The sequence below is a fragment of the Campylobacter concisus genome, from assembly GCF_002913765.1.
In the GTDB taxonomy this organism is placed as follows: domain Bacteria; phylum Campylobacterota; class Campylobacteria; order Campylobacterales; family Campylobacteraceae; genus Campylobacter_A; species Campylobacter_A concisus_BB.
In genome coordinates this window covers 169,392-186,425 of the sequence record NZ_PPCH01000022.1, presented here as the reverse complement: position 1 = coordinate 186,425, position 17,034 = coordinate 169,392, and the positions used below count along the sequence as shown (strand labels likewise).

The 17,034-nt window shown below is 40.2% G+C and carries 16 protein-coding genes; 7 read left to right on the top strand and 9 right to left on the bottom strand.

The annotated features are described in order from the left end of the window. Positions 1 to 24 precede the first annotated feature (24 nt). Genes CYO89_RS06665 through murJ form a run of 5 tightly spaced genes read right to left on the bottom strand, consistent with a single transcriptional unit; the run spans position 25 to position 6,902 of the window. The gene (locus CYO89_RS06665; protein WP_103597708.1) at positions 25 to 1,266 is read right to left on the bottom strand and encodes a M16 family metallopeptidase; all 1,242 of its coding nucleotides are present in this window, start codon (positions 1,264 to 1,266) and stop codon (positions 25 to 27) included. Positions 1,267 to 1,277: 11 nt separating this feature from the next. After that, positions 1,278 to 2,351 (bottom strand): quinone-dependent dihydroorotate dehydrogenase, encoded by a 1,074-nt coding sequence (locus tag CYO89_RS06660; RefSeq protein WP_103597700.1) that lies wholly within the window; start codon positions 2,349 to 2,351, stop codon positions 1,278 to 1,280. A 52-nt stretch (positions 2,352 to 2,403) separates the two neighbouring features. Continuing rightward, complete coding sequence (locus CYO89_RS06655; RefSeq protein ID WP_103597699.1) at positions 2,404 to 4,128, bottom strand: ABC transporter ATP-binding protein; 1,725 nt, start codon at positions 4,126 to 4,128, stop codon at positions 2,404 to 2,406. Further along, on the bottom strand, positions 4,121 to 5,515 hold the full coding sequence (cysS, locus tag CYO89_RS06650; protein ID WP_103597697.1) for a cysteine--tRNA ligase: 1,395 nt from the start codon (positions 5,513 to 5,515) through the stop codon (positions 4,121 to 4,123). The genes CYO89_RS06655 and cysS overlap by 8 nt, the downstream gene beginning before the upstream one ends. Continuing rightward, on the bottom strand, positions 5,502 to 6,902 hold the full coding sequence (gene murJ / locus CYO89_RS06645; protein WP_103597696.1) for a murein biosynthesis integral membrane protein MurJ: 1,401 nt from the start codon (positions 6,900 to 6,902) through the stop codon (positions 5,502 to 5,504). The genes cysS and murJ overlap by 14 nt, the downstream gene beginning before the upstream one ends. 122 nt (positions 6,903 to 7,024) lie before the next feature. On the opposite strand from murJ, the gene CYO89_RS06640 reads away from it, so the two are divergent. The 7 genes from CYO89_RS06640 to CYO89_RS06610 all read left to right on the top strand — a co-directional run bounded on the left by CYO89_RS06640 (position 7,025) and on the right by CYO89_RS06610 (position 13,497). Next, positions 7,025 to 8,956 (top strand): flagellar assembly protein A, encoded by a 1,932-nt coding sequence (locus tag CYO89_RS06640; protein ID WP_103597694.1) that lies wholly within the window; start codon positions 7,025 to 7,027, stop codon positions 8,954 to 8,956. Next, entirely contained in the window at positions 8,956 to 9,510 is a 555-nt protein-coding gene (ruvA, locus tag CYO89_RS06635; RefSeq protein ID WP_103597691.1) for a Holliday junction branch migration protein RuvA, read from the top strand. The genes CYO89_RS06640 and ruvA overlap by 1 nt, the downstream gene beginning before the upstream one ends. An 11-nt stretch (positions 9,511 to 9,521) precedes the next feature. Next, positions 9,522 to 10,562, top strand: a complete 1,041-nt coding sequence (locus tag CYO89_RS06630; RefSeq protein WP_103597689.1) for a D-alanine--D-alanine ligase — start codon at positions 9,522 to 9,524, stop codon at positions 10,560 to 10,562. A 62-nt stretch (positions 10,563 to 10,624) separates the two neighbouring features. Beyond that, positions 10,625 to 10,855: a type II toxin-antitoxin system Phd/YefM family antitoxin gene (locus CYO89_RS06625; protein WP_002942153.1), complete on the top strand. Its 231-nt coding sequence runs from the start codon at positions 10,625 to 10,627 to the stop codon at positions 10,853 to 10,855. After that, positions 10,845 to 11,630 carry an alpha/beta fold hydrolase gene (locus CYO89_RS06620; protein ID WP_103597688.1) on the top strand — a complete coding sequence of 262 codons (786 nt, stop codon included), beginning with the start codon at positions 10,845 to 10,847 and terminating at the stop codon, positions 11,628 to 11,630. The genes CYO89_RS06625 and CYO89_RS06620 overlap by 11 nt, the downstream gene beginning before the upstream one ends. After that, on the top strand, positions 11,627 to 13,051 hold the full coding sequence (locus CYO89_RS06615) for a UDP-N-acetylmuramoyl-tripeptide--D-alanyl-D-alanine ligase (protein ID WP_103570415.1): 1,425 nt from the start codon (positions 11,627 to 11,629) through the stop codon (positions 13,049 to 13,051). The genes CYO89_RS06620 and CYO89_RS06615 overlap by 4 nt, the downstream gene beginning before the upstream one ends. After that, the gene (locus tag CYO89_RS06610) at positions 13,048 to 13,497 is read left to right on the top strand and encodes a hypothetical protein (RefSeq protein WP_103597686.1); all 450 of its coding nucleotides are present in this window, start codon (positions 13,048 to 13,050) and stop codon (positions 13,495 to 13,497) included. The genes CYO89_RS06615 and CYO89_RS06610 overlap by 4 nt, the downstream gene beginning before the upstream one ends. A gap of 48 nt (positions 13,498 to 13,545) precedes the next feature. Here CYO89_RS06610 and CYO89_RS06605 read toward each other — a convergent pair whose 3' ends face one another. The 4 genes from CYO89_RS06605 to CYO89_RS06590 all read right to left on the bottom strand — a co-directional run bounded on the left by CYO89_RS06605 (position 13,546) and on the right by CYO89_RS06590 (position 17,033). Next, a complete protein-coding gene (locus CYO89_RS06605) occupies positions 13,546 to 14,034 on the bottom strand; it encodes a hypothetical protein (RefSeq protein WP_181001896.1) in 489 nt (162 codons plus the stop codon). Between the two features lie 195 nt (positions 14,035 to 14,229). Next, positions 14,230 to 14,724: an NINE protein gene (locus CYO89_RS10395; RefSeq protein ID WP_181001895.1), complete on the bottom strand. Its 495-nt coding sequence runs from the start codon at positions 14,722 to 14,724 to the stop codon at positions 14,230 to 14,232. A gap of 51 nt (positions 14,725 to 14,775) precedes the next feature. Then, a complete protein-coding gene (locus CYO89_RS06595) occupies positions 14,776 to 15,837 on the bottom strand; it encodes a tyrosine-type recombinase/integrase (protein WP_021085106.1) in 1,062 nt (353 codons plus the stop codon). Between the two features lie 2 nt (positions 15,838 to 15,839). Continuing rightward, the gene (locus CYO89_RS06590) at positions 15,840 to 17,033 is read right to left on the bottom strand and encodes an acetate kinase (RefSeq protein WP_103597684.1); all 1,194 of its coding nucleotides are present in this window, start codon (positions 17,031 to 17,033) and stop codon (positions 15,840 to 15,842) included. Position 17,034: the final 1 nt, after the last annotated feature.

The window sequence follows — 17,034 nt, the reverse complement described above, 5'->3', positions numbered from 1 at the left end:
CACCTTGAAGCGAATTTTTCACGTCTATTCCTTTTTTAAGATTATTGTCGTGCTAGTTTTTTCATTGAAATATCTATTTGCTATCTCTTTTAAAAGCTTGGCATCTATCTTATCTATATTTTTTTCAAGCTCGTAAAGTGGCTTTATATCGCCTCTAGCAAGGTATGAGCCGTATAAATTTGCCACCTTGCTTGCGCTCTCAAATGAGTAGATAAAATCAGTTTTTATCAAATTTTTAACTCTTAAAACGTCATCTTTGTCGATTGGCTTTCTCTTTAGATCATCTATGATCTTTAAAATTTCAGCCTCAACCGCGCTAGCCTCGACATCTGGGTTGCAAACTGCTAAAAATATAAATAAATTTTCATCAACGCAGCTCATATTGTAAGCGTAAATTTGATTTACAAGCATTAGCTCATCGACAAGGCGCTGCTGTAAGATAGAACTTTTGCCTGTGGCTAGATACTCGCTTATCGCATTTAGCCCCACTTGATCAGCATGTCTAAAGTCTGGAATTTTATAAGCGATCGCTAGCATTTGCGTTTGGCTATCTTTGTAGATGATAGCCCTTCTTGCGCCGTCTTGCTCAGGCTCTTTGCAGTGTAGTTTTGGTATAGCTCTTTTGTTTTTTACGCTGCTAAAGTTTTTCTTAGCTAACTTAAATGCCTCGTCTTTGCCGATGTCGCCACTTATCATCAAAATGGCGTTTTTGGGCTGATAGTATGTGGCGTGAAATTCTTTTATGTCAGCGATCTTCCAGTTTTCGATATCTTTTATAAAGCCTATCGGAGTCCAGTGGTATGGGTGGTAGATAAATGCGTGGTTGTAGAGCCTAAAGTAGAGGTATCCCATAGGGTTGTTATCCGTTCGCCACCTGCGCTCTTCGTGCACCACCTCACGCTCTGGTTGAAATTCTTTATCTTTTAGGCTTAAATTTTTCATAAGCTCGGCAAAAAGACCAAGCGTTTTGTCTAAATTTTCATTTGAGGCTTTTATAAAGTAGTGAGTGTAGTCAAAGCCCGTACTTGCGTTATTTACGCCGCCAAAGCCCTTTACGATCTCGTCAAACTCCCCAGCTCGTAAATTTTTGGTTGATTTGAAATTTAGATGCTCTAGCATGTGAGCGATGCCACTTTTGCCCATCACTTCGTTTCTGGAGCCAACTTTATAAAAGACATCAACACTTATCACTTTTGAGCCAGGATTTACTGGCACGTGATAAATTTCAAGTCCATTTTCTAGTTTAAATTTATTAAATTTTATCAATCTCTTGCCCTCTATTTTTTAACATTTGCGCCGACTGCTTCGCTGATAGAGGCAAAGCCATCTCTTTTTAAAAGCTCTAAAATTTCTAAATTTATATCTCTTGCGATCATCGGCCCTTTAAAGATAAAGCTTGTAAAAATTTGGACTAAATTTGCTCCCATTTTTATGCGCTCATAAGCCTCAGCACCGCTATCTATGCCGCCACACGAGATAAGCGTCGTCTTGCCATAAAGCTCGTCAGCCACGGCTTTAAAGATATCTTTTGACTTTTTGGCGATCACCTTGCCGCTTAGTCCGCCAAAATCCTTTAAATTTGACGAGTGAGAGAGCGAATAATCAACGCTTGTATTTGAAACAAGCACGCCACTAGCGCCGTTTTCTACCGCGCAGCTACAAAGTTTGATCGCATCTTCGTGGCTCATATCAGGAGCTATTTTAAAGATGATCGGCTTTTTAGTTAATGGCAAAATGACGCTAAAAAGCTCTTTTATAAAGCTCTCATCTTGAAGCGCTCTTAAATTTGGCGTGTTTGGAGATGAGACGTTTATGACAAATGTATCGCAAATTTCACTAAATTCTCTTACTAAAATTTCATAGTCTTTTATCGCATCTTCGTTTGGTGTAACCTTGTTTTTACCGATGTTTGCCCAGATCGGTATGGTAAAAGGATAGATCTTTTTTACTCTATTTTTGATAGCCTCACAGCCTTCGTTGTTAAAGCCCATCGCATTTTGGATGCTCTCTTCGTCTATGAGCCTAAAAAGCCTTGGTTTTGCGTTGCCAGGTTGTGGTTTTGGTGTAAATGTGCCAAATTCTAAATGTCCAAATCCAAGAGCCGTTAGCGCCTCAAACATCGTGGCGTTTTTATCAAAGCCACCAGCTATGCCAACTGGGTTGTGGTAGGTGCTTGAGAATAAATTTTGTTTTAGCGCATTGTCATCGACTACGCATTTGTGCGCTAAAAAGCTTAGCGAGCCAGGGAAGATTTTATTTGCCCCAACCATCGCTACTTCAGCGATCTTATGGGCAGTTTCAGGATCAAATTTGAAAAATATAGATTTTAAAGTATTGTAGTTTAAGCTCATTTTAACCTCTTTAAAATGCCTAAAATTTCTGCAAATCTTAGCAAAAATCGCCTTAAACTAAGGCTTTGCCCTTAAGCCTTGCATAAATTTCATTTCTCTTGCTAAGCTCCTCGTCGCTTCCACTATCAATGATCTTGCCATCACTTAAAACTGCGATCTTATCGGCATTTTCAACCGTGCTTAAGCGGTGAGCGATGACAAAGATGATCTTTTTGCTTCTTAGATTATTTATCGCCTTTGTGATCTCTTTTTCGCTCTCGTTATCAAGCGCTGAAGTAGCCTCGTCAAAGATTAGAATTTGTGGATTTTGATAAAGCGCTCTAGCTATGGCGATGCGCTGTCTTTGACCGCCTGAGAGGTTGGTGCCAAATTCATTTAAGATAGTGTTTATGCCGTTATCTAGCTTGCTTACAAACTCATAGGCATTTGCTAGTTTTAGTGCGTTTATCACGGCATCTTCGTTAAATTCTCTGCCGTAAGCTACGTTTTTAGCAACTGTGTCGTTAAAGATATAGACACGCTGGGTTACAAGCCCGATATTTTGGCGAAGTGAGCGAATTTTGATATCTTTTAAATTTATGCCATTTATCAAAATTTCTCCGCCATTTACGTCATAAAATCTCATAAGCAAATTCATAAGTGAGCTTTTTCCGCCACCACTTGAGCCAACAAGGGCTATAAATTCTGACTTATTTGCCTCTAAATTTATCCCTTTTAAGACCTCTTTGTCGCCGTAGCTTAGGCGGACATCGTTAAATTTGATCAAATTTATCTCTTCGTTTAGCTCTTTTTCGCCATCTTTTATCTGGCTTACTTTATCCATCAAGAAAAACGTCCTCTCGCTTGCTGCGATGGCGTCTTGCATCTTATTATAGATATTTACTATGCGTTTTAGCGGGGTGTAGAGCATGAAAAGCGCTGTTAAAAACGAGAAAAATGCGCCCATGTTTATCTGTCCGTCGATGACGTCTTTGCCGCCTATTATTATGACCGCTGCCACGCCTATCGAGCCTATGGTCTCCATTAGCGGGCTTACTAGTTGCTCTATCTTGACGCTTTTTAAATTTAGCCTAAAAAATTTATTATTTTCATCAACAAAGCGTGAATGCTCGTATTCTTGTGCGTTATTTGCTTTGATGATCTCGATATTTGTAAAAATTTCACTAAGCGCAGAGGTGATGTCAGATGTTTTTTCTTGCGACTGCTTTGAAATTTTCTTCATCCTTTTAGCAAGGCGCGAGATCGGATAGATCGCCACTGGCATGACGACAAGGGCAAAAAATGCTAGCTTTGGACTTTGATAGATGACGACACAAAGAAGCCCTATAATAGTTATAAATTCTCTCGTAAGTTCAGGGATCATGCTTGATACTATCGATCTTATGCGATCGATGTCGTTTGTTGTTCTGCTGATTAGCTCGCCAGTTCTAAATTCATTGAAAAAATCCATATCTAAATTTAAAAGGTTTGCAACCATCTTTTCGCGAAACCTTCTAATCGTATCTTGCCCGATATATGCCGTAAAATAAGCCTGCATGAAGGTTCCGATGTTTTTTATAACGTAGATCGCGATGATGGCGCAAGGCAAGATGTAAAGTAGCTTTTCGTTTTTCTCAACAAAAATTTTATTTAGCACAGGCTCCACTAGATAGGCACTTACCGCCGTTCCGCCACTGGCAAGCCCCATGCCGATGATGGCAAAGATGAAGTGTGGGATATAGTCTTTAAAATATGGACCAAAGCGCTTTAGCACATCTTTTAAGCCAAAATTATTCATTATTTCTCTCCCAAACTGCGCCATTTGGCGTATCCATGATAGAGATATTCATCTTTGCTAGCTCATCTCTTATCTCATCAGCCCTTGCGAAATTTCTCTCTTTTTTAGCTACCGCGCGCTCATCAAGAAGCCTTTTTATCTGCTCTTTTTGCTCGTCACTTACGCCAAACTGAAAATACTCCACATAGTTTGTGATAGCAATGCCTAAAATTTCGCCTATAAGACCCAAATTTGCCACCACTTCGGCCTTATATGCTTTATCTTTTGTATTGTTATCAAGTCTTTCATTTGCTGTTTTTACAAACTCATCGACGCTTGCAAGCGCTTTTGAAGCGTTTAGATCATCGCTTAGCGCCTCAAGTAGCTCACTTTTAAAGCTCTCATTTGCCATGTCAGCTTGCACGCCATCAACTCTTTTTTTGAGGCGGTAAATTTTATCAAGCCTCTTTTTTGAAGCCACTAGATCTTCATCTGAATAGTTAAAATGCGCTCTGTAATGGCTCGTAAGCAAGTAATATCTAAGCACTTCGCCATGAACGTTTTTTAGGGCGTCCTTTACGAAAAAGCTGTTATTTAGGCTCTTGCTCATCTTTTCATTATTTACTTTTATAAAGCCGTTGTGCATCCAGTATTTGCTTAAATTTTTATGATAAGCACATCTGCACTGGCTTGCCTCGTTTTCGTGGTGTGGAAAGAGTAGGTCGATGCCACCAGCGTGGATGTCGATCTCAAATTTATCATTTTCTTTGTCGCTTAAAAACTCCCTTATCATCGCTACGCACTCGGTGTGCCAGCCAGGACGACCCTTGCCAAATGGGCTTTCATACCATTTCTCGTCAAATTTCCAAAGCACGAAGTCTTTTTCATCTCTTTTCTCGCCAAAACTTGCCACGCGCGCGATAAGATCGGTGTTATTATCCTTGCCGCTAATGCTAAAATAGCCACTATCCTTGCTCGTATCAAAGTAAATTCCATCACTCGTCTTATACGCCACACCTCTATCCATAAGCACCTTGATGTAGTTAATGATCGCCTCCAAGCACTGCGTAGCCTTTGGTTTAAAGTCTGGATCAAGCACGTTTAAAGCGCCCATGTCGCTCTCGTAGTGCGCTATATATTTGTTTGTGATCTCTTCTAGGCTTTGACCAGTTTGCGCCATTTTGTTTAAAATTTTATCGTCGATGTCGGTGTAGTTTCTTGCAAATTTGACCTTGTAGCCAAGTGCTTTTAAGACCCTTCTTAAAAGATCAAAGCTAACGGCTGACTTTGCGTGCCCCAAATGTGCGTCGTCATAGACCGTTGGACCACACAGATAGACGCTTACCTCGCCATCTTTAATAGGGCTAAACTCAACCTTTTCTCTTTTAGAAGTATCAAAAATTCGCATTAAATATATCCTTTAAAAATGTTAAACCAAAATAGAGTAAAACCGTCAAAACAGCGATGGCGGCTATAAATTTAGGCTCGATTATAGCTAAAAATCGCTTAGCTCCAAAGGCTCTTATATATAAAATAAGCTGTAAAAATCCCCCAAGCGAGCTTGCAAATGCAAGGCCAGCAGCTCCAAATTTCTGCATCAAAATGACAGCTAGGATCAAATTTATCACAAGGCAGATGATAGAAATTTTGGCTGCCTCTTTTTGCTTCATATTTGCATAGAGCCAAAGTGAGAAAATTTTAGCTAGACCAAATGGCGTAAGCCCCACCAAATAGGCACTTAGCACCTTAGCGCATTCAATGGTGTTTGCCCTTACGAAATTCCCTCTCTCAAACAATAGCCAGATGATAAACTCACTTAGCACAACACCTGTGATCGTGGCAGCTAGTAGGGCGCAAAGTAGCAGATAAAAGCTCTTTTTCGTCCAAACTAGGGCGTTGGCTTCATCTTTTTGCTTTAAAAGTCTAGTGATCTTTGGAAAGAGTGCCTGAGAGAGTGCGATCGCGAAGATGGCAAGTGGGAGCTGAAAAATTCTATTAGCATAAAAAAGGTAGCTTATCGAGCCACTTACTAAAAAGCTAGCTAGCCAAGTGTCCATAAATGCGCTTATCTGCATCGCACTTGAGCCAAGTAAGCCATGGTAGAAATTTATAAAAAAGCCTTTGCTCTGGGCTCTTTTGCCTTTAAAATATCCGCTTAGACCACCCCAAAAAATTTTATTTAAGGCGTTAAATTTCATAGCAACTAGATGCACTAAAACCTGCAAAATGCCGCCTGAAACAACGCCAAAGCTAAGATAAAGTGCAACTACGCTCTCGCTCTTGCCACGAGCCAAAAGTAGTGAAGCGATCATGGCTAAATTTAGCAGTGCAGTAGAAAACGCAGTCGTGGCAAAATGCCCTTTATACTGAAGAAGCGCACCCATGAAAGTGACGATATAAACAAGGGCTAGATAGTAGAAATTTATACGCACAAGCGGCACTGCGTCAGTGATATTTTGCTCGATCAAGCCGCTTGCAATGATTTTTATAAAGTAGGGCGTAAATAAATTTACAAGAAGCGTCAAAATACCTATAAAAAGTAGAAATTTGATGAAAATTTCAGCCTGAAAGATCGCTTTTTTCTTGCTATTTGCAAAATTTGGCAAAAATGCCTGCGTAAAAGCGCCCTCGCCAAAGATACGGCGAAATAAATTTGGTATCTTAAATGCTATGAAAAAAAGGTCGCTAAATATGCCAGCGCCAAGGATAGAAGCCGTTAAAAGATCTCTTATAAGCCCTAAAATCCTTGAAGTCATGATACCAACTGAGTTTGAAAAAAAGCCTTTTATAAACATCGCCCACCTAGTAAATTTAAAAACGCAATATTAACAAAAGATGCTTTAAAGCTTACATAACCCAAATTTAATAAAGTTTTAGAGATAATAAGAGCCAAAATTTTATGTAAAATGGATCAAATTTGAGCGAAAACGTGCAAGAAAACGAGAGATTTTTACCGCCAACGCAAATTCAAACTTCAACGCCTTATATATCGCTTAAAGAGTTAAGCAAACAATATAGCGTGCCAGTGGAATTTATAGACTTTAAACTCTCAAATATCTTAACTTACTACAAAAATAAAGATAACGTCGAGCCAGTTTTTGTCCCTGAAGAAAATTTAAGCTTTTTTGATGACAATACATTTTATCTTGACGAGACGCTAGAGATCGAGCAGGTCTATGACGTTGAGTTTTTTGACGTTAGGCTAAATGCCACGCCAAAGCTGCCAAAGATCGACATCGGCGTAAATTCAACCATAACAAAGGTCATCGCAAAGGTTAGAGCGAGCAAAGAGTGCGAATACGAGCAGCACTACGAAGATAAGCTTTATGAATACATCGCAAAGCAGCTTATGAAAGCTCAAATTTTAATAGGCATAAGGATCGGCAAGCTAAAAGAAGAACTAAAGCAAATCGCCTCGATAATCCACGTAAAAGGCGAGCTTGACAAGGACTACACGCTAAATTTAACCCAAGGCATCAACCCTAAAAAGGCGATCGATGCTAAGATCATCTACTACTACAAAGATAAGCTTGATGGGTTAAAAGACGAAGATAAGGTTGATTACGCCGATAGGGGCTTTGTCTTTGGCGTGGCAAAAGATGAAGTGATAATGGAGGAGAAAAAGTCTCACGAAGGGGCAAATGGACGCGACGTAAGAGGCAAACTTATAGAGGTGCCAAAGCCAAAAGAAGAGAGCGAAAAAGAGATAAGCATAAGCGAAAATATCGAGCGCGTAGAAAATGATGAGAGTATAAAATATATCGCTAAAAAAGCAGGCTACGTGGTCGAGAAAAACGGCTCTTTTGATATAGAAGAGCGCATAGAGATAAATGAAGCAAATTTTAAAACAACCGGCTCTATCCAAGCAGGCACCGACACAAACGTCACATTAGTAGTTCGCGAGACTGACACGATAAAAGACGCTATCGGCACTGGCATCATCGTGGAGGCTGATGAGATCGAGGTAAAAGGAAACGTCGGTGCAAACGCGATGGTCAAGGCAAATGATGTAAATATCGGCGGTCAAACTCACCAAAAGGCTAAAATTTACGCCAAACACGCCAAAATTTCTATCCACATCGGCAAGGTAGAGGCTGAAAGCGTCGAGATAGATAGGCTTGAAGGTGGCACTGTCATAGCAAAAAGAGTGAAGATAAATAGCGTAGTTGGCGGCTCTATAACGGCTCAAAACATCCAGATAGACACTCTTGGCTCAAACTGCACCATCACAGCCTCGCACCTAATAGACGTTAGATACCTAAGAGGCACTGATAATAAATTTATCATTGACGCCAGCAAGATGCCTGAGAGTGCGGAGGCTACGCAAGATCAGCTAAGCAAGATAGAAAGCACCAAGTCTGAGCTAGCTACGCTTCTAAAAAACATAGAGAGCAAGAAAAACGTTATCAACGAGAACAAAGACTCGATCTATACGATAAAAGCTAAGATCGAAGAGCTCTCAAAGGCCAAGGTGATACCGCCAGTTACATTTATGAAAAAGCTAAAAGAGTACCAAGGGCTAGTTAATGAGTATAACACCTTGCTTAGGATATTTAAAGAGAAAAAAGAGCTTTTGGCTGATCTAAAAGATGAGCTTGAGATCATGCAAAATGGCATATTCTCAGCCAAAGTGATAAACAGAGGCAACTGGATAGAGCTAAATGAGATAAGATTTGTCATCGTCGATCCTCCGCAAAATGTCACCTACGTCTCAAAGCAAAACGAGACCGCTCACGTCATCACGCTAGATAAATTTGATAACGGCGGCGAGGTCGAATACAAGATCAAAAAGTCAAACAAACTTGAAGACTATGCGGATATAAATTTCATGGAACAAAAGGTTAAATGATGATAAAAGCAATCGAAGGCATCGTTACAAAAAAAGAGCCTGCATTTGCCATACTTAAGACAAATAGTGGCGTAAGTTATGGGATTTTCATCTCGCTTTTTTGCTCAGCAAAACTTAGCAAAGGCGAAAAGGCCGAGCTTGCCATAACGCAGATCATAAGAGAGGACGCAAATTTGCTCTACGGCTTTTTAGACGCAAACGAGCAAAAGATGTTTGAGATGCTTATCAAGCTAAATGGCATCGGAGCTAGCACAGCGATGGCGGTTTGCTCAAGCCTTAGCTCGCAGGCATTTACAAATGCCATAATAAGCGGCGACGCAGACACCTTTAAAAGCGTGCCAGGCATCGGACCAAAGACAGCTAGGCGCATAATAGCCGAGCTAAGTGATGCAAAACTAATAAGCGACGAAAGCGTGCCAAGCTACCAAAATGAGGCACTTTTGGCACTTGAGGCGCTTGGCTTTAAGCGTGAGAAGATAGTGAAAATTTTGCCTGATTGCAAGAGTGAAAACACGAGCGATCTTATAAAAGAGGCACTTAAAAAACTAGGATAAGGATAAAAAAGATGAATTTAGGCGTGATATTTGGAGCAAAGAGTTTTGAGCATGAGATAAGCATAGTAAGTGCGATAGTTTTAAAAAACGTCCTAAAACAGGAGCTAAAATTTATATTTTGCGATGCAAATAGGGACTTTTACTTGATCGAGCAAAAAGATATGAGGGCAAATTTCTTTAGCTCTGGCAAATACAAAAACTCAAAAAAGCTATTTTTATCTAAAGGCGGCTTTTATACACACTCGCTTTTTGGCGCAAACAAAGTTGAATGCGACGTCATTATAAATTTGATCCACGGCATGGACGGCGAAGATGGCAAGATAGCGGCACTTTTTGACTTTTACGGCATAAAATACATAGGCCCAAGGCTTGAAGCAAGCGCACTTAGCTACAACAAAGAGCTTACTAAATTTCTAGCACAAAAGGCTGGTGTAAAGGCGCTTGATTACGAGATGCTAACTCGTCAAAGTGAGCCAAAATTTCACTATCCTATTATATTAAAGCCAGCAAGGCTAGGCAGCAGCATTGGCGTGAGCGTCGTGCATGATGATAGCGAGCTTGCCTACGCAAAAGACGTGGCGTTTGAATTTGACAAAGATGTTTTAGTAGAGCCCTTTATAAAAGGTGTCAAAGAGTATAACCTTGCAGGCTGCAGGATCGATGGAAAGATCAAATTTTCTATCGTCGAAGAGCCAAAAAAGAAAGAATTTCTTGACTACGAGCAAAAATATCTAAGTTTTTCAAATGAAAATAAGGTAAAAGAGGCAGAAATTTCTGAAGAGCTAAAACAAAAGCTTAAATTTAACTTTTCTAAAATTTATGATTGTGGATTTGACGGAGCGATCATTAGATGCGACTTTTTCGTGATAGATGACGAGGTCTATCTAAACGAGATCAATCCAAACCCAGGCAGCCTTGCAAACTATCTATTTGAGGACTTTGAGAACACGCTAAACGCCCTTGCAAACTCACTCCCAAAAGAGCGTGAGATAAAGATTGATTATAAATTTATAAACTCGATCACTTCGGTAAAAGGCAGCGGCAAGCTCTAGTATTTAGCGATATATAAAGTAGTTTGTGATATTTTACGTAAAATTTTACATAAAGAGCAACAATGGTAACTTTTACAAAAGATGAAATTTATACGGCAACCGAGGTGGTTAGAAATTTTAGCTCAGTGCTTTCTCGTGTGGGAGCTAGCGAGCTAAAGCGCGCTGTCATCGTTAAAAACAATAAATTTGAAGCAGTCCTTTTAAATATGGAGGAGTATGAGCGCCTTTGCGAGGCTGTAAGCGTGCTTGAGAGCATTTACGCTGCTAAAAAGAGAGAAAACGATGGCGAGTAGGGCAGTCAAATACAGCTCAGACGAGTACGAGATCAGCTACGAAGTAGTAAATCCAAAATGCAAAAAAATAGTGCTCTTCTTGCACGGCTGGGGCGCAAACAAAGAGATAATGAAAAAGGCTTTTGGGCACTATCTAAATGACTTTTGTCACGTCTATATCGACATGCCAGGCTTTGGCAAAAGCTCTATTTTTAAGCCTTTAAGAACAAGTGACTACGCAAAGATCGTTGCAAATTTTTGTGCTGAGCTTGGCATAAAACCATACATCATCGCAGGACATAGCTTTGGCGGTAAGGTCGCAACACTTCTAAAACCACCATATCTAGTGCTTTTAAGCTCTGCTGGCATAGTCGTCAAAAAGCCATTTATCGTGCGAGCAAAGATAGCAATTTTTAAAATTTTAAAGATATTTGGCTTTGGCAAATTTTACAAACTCTTTGCCACAAAAGATGTGAGCGGCATGAGCAGAGTGATGTATGAAACCCTAAAAAACGTCGTTGATGAGGACTTTACAAAGCATTTTGCTGACTTTGGGGGCAGGGCATTTATATTTTGGGGTGAAAATGACAAGGCAACGCCTGTAACAAGTGGCGAGAGCATAGATAGACTTATCAAAAATAGCTCATTTTTCCCGCTTAGCGGCGATCACTTTTTCTTTTTGCTCCACGCTAAATTTATAAGTGACGAGATAGAAAAAGGGATAAATTTTGAGCCAAATGAAGCAAAAAATGTCGTGCTAGATGACGATGAGAGCGGGATCGAGGAGATAAGATGAGTATATTTTTAAGTATAAGCACAGTTTTATTTATCTTTGCGCTTGCTTTTTATGTGATCACTTGCTTTCAGTGGTTTTCTTATAGGCCTGAGCGCGTGCTCTTTCACTTCACAAAGCCCGCTTGGCACGTCTTTTTCTTCATCGTGCCTTTGGTGTTATTTTATACGACTGGCAAGTGGTTTTTTATCTATTTTTACTTTGCGCTTTTGCCAGCTCTTTATCTTTGGCATAAAAAACTTGATAAAAAGCTAGTCTTTACGGGCAGGATCAAGCACTTTTTTGCGATCCTTGCTTGCGCTATTATCTTAAACTACGCTTTAAATTTCATCATCCACAAGGCGTTTTTGGCTCCTATGCCACTTTTTGTCTTGGTCGTGAGCCTATTTTTTAGTGAAATTTTAGAAAAGATCAAATTTCAAGGCTTTAAAAACAAGGCGCTTAAAAAACTTGGCGCAAGCAAAGAGTTAAAAATCATCCTAATCACCGCAAGCTACGGCAAAACGAGTATCAAAAATTTCTTATTTGAAATTTTAAAAGATAGCTTTGTCTGCTATAAAACGCCTCGCAGTGTAAATACAATGGCTGGCATCATCAAAGATATCAACGAAAACTTAAGCGAGCAAACGCAAATTTACATCGCAGAAGCAGGCGCTAGACTAAAGGGCGACATCCTAGAGATCACTAAATTTCTAAATCCACAAATAGTAATCGTTGGCGAGATCGGCGCGCAACACATTGAGTACTTTAAAACGCTTGATAACATCCGCGCGACAAAGCTTGAAGCACTTCAAAGCGCTCGCTTGCAAAGGGCATTTTTACATAGCTCGACAAAAAAAGAGCCAAGCCAAAATATAGAAATTTACGATGAGAACCTAAAAGATATAAACGCAAATTTAGATGGAATTTCATTTACGCTTGATGGCAAAAACTACGCCTCGCCACTGCTTGGCAAATTTAACGCTACAAATTTAGCCGTTTGCATCAAGGTGGCAAGATACCTAAAAATGAGTGATGAGGCGATAAATGGTGCGCTATCTAAGATGAAAAACGTCGAGCACCGCTTAAGCAAGATCGAGGCTGGTGGCAAGCTGATAATCGATGATAGCTTTAATGGAAATTTCTCAGGCATGAGCGCAAGCTACGAGCTAGTGAGCACCTACGCTGGTAGAAAAGTGCTGCTAACACCTGGTATCGTCGAGAGCGATGCAGAGCAAAATGCAAATTTAGCCAAGGTGATAAATGAAATTTTCGACCTTGTCATCATCACAAGCTCGTTAAACGCCCAAACTTTGCTAAAACACATCGTAAAGCCAAAGATCATCATCCTAAAGGACAAGAATAAAATGCAAGAAATTTTAGCCCAAAACACGCATGCTGGCGATCTTATACTATTTTCAAACGACGCACCGAGTTTTATATGAAAAAGATAGTTTTTTTAGCTCTAATCTTAAGCTTAGCCTCAGGTTTTGACATCGATGACTATGACAGGGGCAATGAGGCACTAAACGCCGGAGATTACGCAACTGCGTATGAAATTTTTTACGATGGTTGCGAGCAAAAAGATGTGCTTTCGTGCGAGGCTTTGGGCGATATGTTTGTAAATGAAGAGATAAACGAGCAGATGGATAGTGATCTAAAAAAGCACTCAAATATCGAGCTTGGCGTGAGCTATTTTATGAAAAGCTGTGACCTTGGCTATCAAAACGCCTGCGATGACGTCATAAGCCTAAAGGACGATCTAAATATCACTTTGCCATCTGGTGTCTATGAAAACGCCAAAGCTAGATATGACGAGCTTTTTGAAGAGTTTAAAGAGCAAGAGGCAAATAAGACGGTAGAAGAGCCAAAAGAGGGGGCTAAAAAGTAAAATTTAAAGCTTTTAAATTTGGCTTTGCAATGTTAAATTTAGGCAAGTCTAAATAATAGAAACTTTCAAAACATGCTCTTTTAGCCCGCTTGGTATCTCGCCATTTTCAAGCGCCATTAGCTCGCTCGCTCTTAGGACATAAAAGTCTTGCAAGTTTCTGTTAGCACTTTTTTCAAGCTTTTTTGCTAGCGTGTCAAAGATATAAAACTCCGCTTCATTGCTAGCTAGTAAAAAATCAGCCCCACTATAAAATGCAGCAAAAACTATCTTGCTAGCAAGTTTGTAAGCTAGCTCTTCATCAGCCTTTAAAAGATCATATCCACAAGGCATTTTGGCGTTTAGCTCTATAAAATTTGCCTTGTATGTGCTTAAATTTGCTGGCAGCTTATCTTTTATGGCTATCTTAAACTCTTTAAATTTGCTAAGTTTTTCTATCTTTTTAAATTCATTTTCATGCTTTTGCGTAGCTTTTACGCCTAAAATTTCTTTGAAAAATCTAATCGCCTCACTATAAATTTCGCTACCTTCAAAGAGCAAATCATCAAGCTCACAAGTTATTTTAAATTTTAATTTACAGTCTATGCAAAAATAGCCTCAAAATGCCTAGTATTTTGCCGCCTTTATGAAGGTGACTTATTTAAAAGAGTTGTAAAGACAAGCCACATTTTGCGTTAAAACTACGCACTTTTTATATAAGCAGGGTTAAATTTATGCCGCAGGGCAAAGTGGTGTTTAGGCTTGCTCGTCTACAGCTTTTAAAATTTTTTCTAAATTTTGCTTTCTTACGGCACTGCTGGTTATAAAAAGATCGACAAACCACCAAATGGTTATGACAATGCCCAAGATACCAGCTATAAAGGTATTTACTCCGATTAGTTTAAAGGCATTTTGCAGATCTTCATTTGTGGCGGCGTTTGCAACTGCGTCAAGTGTCGCACTGGTTATGACTATAAAAAGGATCATATGGGCTAGAAAAAGGGCTAGTTTTAGCACCCCAAGCCAAATTTGCCCCGTCATAAAGCGGTTTACGCCAAGCGCACCAAAGATGAAGCTCCCCACCCAAAAGACAAAGATAGGCGACTTTAAATTTAAGATCGGTATCTTTTGTGCTAGCTCATCAAGCCTTTTCTCATCAAGTGTGCCGAGTTTATTTTCTAGCATTTTTAGCAGGGTAAAGTCCTTTGGCAGCTTGTCTTGTAATAACGAAATGATAGAATTTGCATTCATTTTCTCTCCTTTTTAAAAGGCAGATTATATAAAATTTGATCTAAATTTAGGCTAGTTTGCCAAGTCTTCAGCCACTTTAGCGGCTAGTTTTAGCTTGTCACTATCAAAGTGCGTGTAAATTCGCGAGGTATTTAGGCTTGCATGTCCAAGAGCTTCTTGCACTAGCACGAGGTCTTTTTGCTTTTTATAAAGCATCGTTGCAAATGTGTGGCGCAGCATGTGAGCGCCATTTTTCTCTTTTCTGATGCCAGCTTTAAACAAAATTTGCTCCACGATACGGCTAACATAAGCCTGCGTGAGCCTTGTGCCTTTTTTATTTATAAAAAGATAGCCCTCTTTGTTGATGTAGTTTATGGCGATTGCGTTTAGATGAGCTTCGATTAGATGGCGCTTTATCATTACGATGCGGTATTTGTTGCCTTTACCACGAATTCTAATGATAAAAAGATCGCCATCTTCGGTGATATCTTTTCTCTTTAAATTTAGCGCCTCACTCACACGAATTCCGGTAAAGATAATGACTTTGATGATGAGCTTGTTGCGGTTTGAGTTTTGCTTAAAGTCGCTCTCCTCGATCGCCTCAAGAAATTTCTTGACCTCCTCTTCACCCATAAACTCAGGCAGCTTTTGCCCTTTATTGCCACTAACGCCGCCCCAGTTTTTTAAATTTATATCAAAAACGTGAGCTTTGCCGTCCTCTTCGTTTTGTTTGTCTAAAAAGGCAAAGAAATTTATCACTGAAATTCTGTAGTTTTTCTTGCTCGCATCACTTAGTCCGCCAGTGGTACTGGCTAGTATTTCACTTAGCAGCTCTTCATCGATCTGCTTTAGGCTGCTAAGCTCATAAAATTTCATCGTCTCATATATCTTTTTAAGCGGGTTAAAGTAGGTATTTATGCCAGTTAGCCCTGCGTTTCTTGCGCTTTTTACCAGCCCATCAAGTTGCTCTATGTTTTTTATCTCGCGGCTTAGGGCGAAATTTACACTTGCGAGCGCCTTTGGGTCTCTTAGCTCCTTGTTTGAAAGCGAGCTAAGTTTAAATTTGACATAGCGAGTTAGCCAAAATATAAATGAGTTTTCAAAACTATCTTTGCAGTCAAGTGGGAATTTCATGCTTAAAGCGTTCTCTCTTTTATCACTCTGGCTGTCTCTATGGCGATCTCAAGCTCTTCGTTGGTTGGGATGATGAGCGTTTTTATCTTTGCCCCTTCTTCATCTATGCACCTCTCGCCTCTCGCGTCAGAGAAATTTAGCTCGTGGTTGATGTGGATGCCAAGATGTTTTAGGTCATCACAAATTTTTTGCCTTGTATTTGGTGCATTTTCGCCGATGCCGCCGGTAAATATGAGCGCATCAACACGCCCTAAAATGGCGTAGTATGAGCCGATATACTTTTTCACTCGGTAGCAAAACATCTCAAACGCAAGCTTGGCGCGCTCGTCGTTTTGCATCTTGACTACGACCTCTCTCATGTCGCTTGAGCCACAAATCCCAAAAAGTCCGCTCTTTTTGTTTAAGAAGTTATCGATCTCGTTCCACTTTAAAACGCCGATATTTAGCAGATAGATGACAACAGCTGGGTCCATGTCGCCGCTTCTTGTGCCCATTATGAGCCCTTCAAGTGGGCTAAGTCCCATCGAGGTGTCGATACTTTTGCCATTTTGCACCGCACAAGCTGAGGCGCCGTTGCCTAGATGAAGTGAGATAGCGTTAAATTTATCAAACTCTATGCCAAGCATTTTTGCCGCTTGCTTGCAGACATATCTGTGTGAAGTGCCGTGAAAGCCGTATTTTCTGATGTGATGGGTCTTGCAAACGTCGTAGGGTAGGGCGTAGCGGTAGGCGTACTCTGGCATGCTTTGATGAAACACAGTGTCAAAAACAACAACGTGAGGCACGTTTTTGCTCTCTTTCATCGCGTTTTTGATGCCAGCAAGGTGCCCTGGGTTGTGAAGTGGGGCTAGTGGGCTTATATCCTCGATCTTTTTGATGACACTTTCATCAACGATCATCGAGCTAAAAAAGCTCTCGCCGCCATGCACTATCCTGTGTCCGATGCCGTCAAGCTCGCTTAGATCGTGCAGCGTATGCGAGGTGGTAAAGAGTTCGTTCATCGCCTCAAGTCCGTCGTGGTGGTCTTTTATGAAGCGTTTTATCTCATAAACTTCGCCATTTGCCTTTAGCACCGCCCTTGAGCTAGAGCTGCCGATTTGCTCGACTAGACCGCTTGCTAGGCTCGTTTTTGTCTGCATTTCAAAAAGCTGAAATTTTATCGAGCTGCTACCTGAGTTTAAAACTAAAATTCTCATA